At 57.8% G+C, this 3,832-nt stretch carries 4 protein-coding genes and 1 pseudogene; all 5 read left to right on the top strand.

Translation table 11 applies throughout. From position 1 onward, the window contains the following. Positions 1-193, top strand: a pseudogene (locus AC13CN_RS00300) (transposase); the annotation flags it as partial. Between the two features lie 250 nt (positions 194-443). Further along, entirely contained in the window at positions 444-1,364 is a 921-nt protein-coding gene (locus tag AC13CN_RS00295; RefSeq protein WP_172515046.1) for a beta-keto acid cleavage family enzyme, read from the top strand. After that, positions 1,361-2,317 (top strand): L-carnitine dehydrogenase, encoded by a 957-nt coding sequence (locus AC13CN_RS00290; protein ID WP_172515047.1) that lies wholly within the window; start codon positions 1,361-1,363, stop codon positions 2,315-2,317. Before AC13CN_RS00295 ends, AC13CN_RS00290 begins: the two co-directional genes overlap by 4 nt. Then, positions 2,317-2,772, top strand: coding sequence for a thioesterase family protein (locus tag AC13CN_RS00285; RefSeq protein WP_172515048.1), 456 nt, complete (start codon positions 2,317-2,319; stop codon positions 2,770-2,772). Before AC13CN_RS00290 ends, AC13CN_RS00285 begins: the two co-directional genes overlap by 1 nt. 182 nt (positions 2,773-2,954) lie before the next feature. Then, the gene (locus AC13CN_RS00280) at positions 2,955-3,698 is read left to right on the top strand and encodes a BCCT family transporter (RefSeq protein ID WP_483052923.1); all 744 of its coding nucleotides are present in this window, start codon (positions 2,955-2,957) and stop codon (positions 3,696-3,698) included. The last annotated feature ends 134 nt before the right edge of the window (positions 3,699-3,832 follow it).

Raw genomic sequence — 3,832 nt, 5'->3', positions numbered from 1 at the left:
ATGTCGCATCGTGTTCATCTGGTCTACTTATCGGCTTACTCGCCGGAGCTGAATCTGATTGAGATTCTGTGGCGGCAGATGAAGTATGCATGGCTGCCGCTGAGTGCGTATCTTTCGTTTGATAACCTCTGTGATGAGGTACACCGGCTACATCGATGGCTACGGCACTGAGTGCGCGATTAATTTTGAATAGGCACTTATGACGTAGCTATTGAGCTGATCGCACGATTAATTTTGAATAAGCACTTAGCACTACTGCTCGGTGGGCTCATACCATCGTGCGACTGCATGATGCTTCACGCGTTAGTTGGTAAACACTTGCCAGCCAAATAACAAAAAAACTTTGTCGCTTAGCGGACCCTGCATGTCGCTTAGTGACAACTCAGCTCAACGACTTGCTGCCACAATAGGGCTAACCTCTTAGCCCTTAAAAGGAGCAGCAAGTGAATAGAAACGTGATTTTAACCTGTGCAGTCACTGGCGCCGGCGATACGACGGCAAAAAGCCAACACGTACCCATCACGCCGAAGCAAATCGCCGATGACTGCATTGCTGCCGCGAAAGCAGGGGCTAGCATAGCGCATATTCATGTGCGCGATCCCGAAACTGGTGGCATCAGTCACTCACTTGATCACTTCCGCGAAGTGATGGAGCGTGTGCGCGAAGCCGACGTGGATATCGTCATGAACATCACCGCAGGCGGTGGCGGCGACTGGATTCCCGACGCGAATGACCCCACCCGTGGTGGCCCCGGCACTGACATTCAAACACCGGCTCAGCGCCATGAGCCGGTAGGTGAACTACTGCCCGAACTGTGTACGCTCGACTGCGGCAGCCTCAACTTTGGCGATATGGTCTACGTCAACCCCGCCGACTGGCTGCGCGAGCACGCACGCTTGGTGCAGGCGGCTGGCGTTAAACCGGAGCTTGAGTGTTTTGACCTGGGCCACGTGTGGTTCGCCCGTCAGCTGCAAAAAGAGGGATTGATTGAGGGTGATCCTCTCTATCAGCTCTGCCTGGGCATCCCCTGGGGCGCTGAAGCGGACACCGAAACTATGTTAGCCATGCGCAATAAGCTGCCAGAAAACGCCCAGTGGGCAGCCTTCGGCATTGGTCGTCATCAAATGCCTATGGCAGCCCAAGCCGTGCTGTTAGGGGGCCATGCCCGCGTCGGCTTAGAAGATAATCTCTACCTTAAAAAAGGCACGCTGGCCACGAACGCCCAGCTGGTAGAGCACGCCTCGACGCTTATTGAGAACCTGGGTGCCCGCGTTATGACACCCGCTGAAACGCGCGCACACCTCAAACTACGCAACCCGCATACCGGTGGTATTGAAGGTCAGGCTAATGGAGGTCAATCATGAGCCAACAGCTCACGGTTATCGGCACGGGCGTTATCGGTAATGGCTGGATCGCACGGGCGCTCGCAAACGGCTGGGATGTTGTAGCCTTCGATCCAGACCCTGATGCACCGCAGCGCACCCGAGCTTTCGTTGACAATGCCTGGGCGTCGTTGGAGAAACATGGTCTCGCTCAGGGCGCCAGCCCAACGCGGCTGCGCTTTGTGGAAAGCATAGAAGCGGCGGTGGAAGGTGCTGACCTGATCCAAGAAAACGTACCAGAGCGTTTGGATCTCAAGCGTAAGATTCTGGCTGAGTTGGATGCGGCTAGCGCGCCAGAGGTGCTGATCGGCTCCTCTACATCCGGCTTCAAGCCTAGTGACTTGCAGCAGGCCTGCACGCGGGCACCAGGCCGGGTGATTGTCGCGCACCCCTTTAATCCGGTTTATCTATTGCCGCTTGTGGAACTGGTGGGCGGTGAAGCCACCGCACCTGACCAGCTAGAGTGCGCCCGCACGCTTTACCAGGCGCTTGCTATGCGCCCTCTGGTCGTGCGCCGAGAGATTGAGGGGCATATTGCGGACCGCCTAATGGAAGCCCTGTGGCGCGAGGCGCTGCACTTAGTCAATGATGGAGTGGCAACGACCGAAGAGATCGACGCCGCGGTGGTCTACGGCTGCGGCCTGCGTTGGTCGTTGATGGGCACCTTCCTCACCTTCCATCTGGCAGGCGGCGAACAGGGCATGCGCCACATGCTGGAGCAGTTTGGCCCAGCGCTAAAACTACCTTGGACAAAACTGGAAGCCCCCGAACTCACCGATGAGCTGATCGACCGTGTGGTGGAGGGCTGTGAGCACCAAGCTGCGGGGCGTCCAGTGGCTGAGCTTGACCGCCGCCGCGATGACTTTTTGGTCGAACTGCTGGGCTTGGTACAAAAATACTGGCCCGAAGCCGAGGGCTTGGAAGGACGTATCTAATGGTGATTTTAGAGAGCCGTGTGGCTTCAAACTGGGTCGACTACAACGGCCATATGAACGACGCCGAGTACGCTCGGGTCTTCTCGCTGGCGGTCGAGGCGTTAATGGAGCACGTCGGCCTAGACGAACCAGGCCGCACACGCCATTGCTACACTATTTATACCCTTGAAACGCACCTCTGCTATCGCCGTGAAGCCCACGAGGGGCAGCCACTAAGCGTAGAGCTGACGTTACTGGATCGCGACACGAAACGCCTGCACGTTTTCTTCAAGCTGCATGACGCGGAAGGTAACCTGCTCGCCACCAGCGAGCAGATGCTGATGGGCATGGATAGCGATAGCGGGCGCCCTGCCCCCTTTCCCACGCCCGTTGAGGCCGCTGTTGCTGCGTTACCCCTCGCATCACCCTCGGATTGGCCAGAACTCGCCGGCCGCACGATAGCCATACGGCGATAACAACAAACCCGCAACGCCTTATAAAACCGCCCTAATCGCCCGCTAAGGCGGGCGATTTACCGGGACTGCCGGCCCGACGCCCGGCCCAGGAGGACAAGAATATCGCTACGCCTACTCCCCCCCATCGCCCCACGCCGCCCTCACCCAATCACTCACCCAAGGCTGAGCTTAGTACCGACTACATGGTGACTGAGCTTGCCCAGGGCGGCTTCTTCCAAGGCATGCACAAAGGCATGACGCTAACCGCGAGCGCGCTTGTGCTGCTCTTTGTACTTTTCACTGGGTTTGGTTCAGAGACCGCGAGCAGCGTCTTTGGCACCACACGCGCCTGGATTGAGAGCACCTTCAGCGGCTACTACCTCATTACCGTCATGCTGCTACTCGCCGTCTGTGCCTTTATCATCTTCAGCCGCTTCGGCAGCGTAAGGCTTGGCGCTGACGATAGCCGCCCGGAGTTCAGCAATTTTGCGTGGTTCGCGATGTTGCTGTCTGCCGGGATTGGCATTGGCATCCTGTTTTTCGGCGTCGCAGAGCCGGTATTCTACCTCGATAACACCGGCGCCTTTGGCTACCCCAACAACCCTCATGCCGATATGGCAGACGCCACGGCGATTGGCCACGAGCGCGCCATTGATGCGCTGCGCGTGACGCTATTTCACTGGGGGCTTCACGGCTGGGCTATTTATGTGATTGTGGGTATGTCACTGGCCTACTTTGCCTATCGTAAAGGCTTACCCCTAGCACTGCGCTCTGCGCTGTACCCCTTTATTGGTGAGCGCATCTTCGGTCCTGCCGGGCATCTGTTCGATATCCTCGGGGTGCTGGGTTGCGTCTTTGGGGTGGCGACCTCTCTAGGCCTTGGGGTTAGCCAAATGGCCGTTGGGTTAGAGCGGCTGGTGGGCGTAGACCCTGGCCTTAATACCTGAATCCGTGAGACCGGCCCCCGGAAGCACTTCTAACCCACTGACCTGCATGGCAATATAGCCATTATCGCCATTCACCCAGACAGTGCCATGCCCAACATAAAGTTCCGCGCCAGTCGCCGCACCCTCACCAGCCA

This window comes from Vreelandella sp. L-25, assembly GCF_056857535.1.
This window is presented reverse-complemented; position numbering and strand designations above follow the sequence as displayed.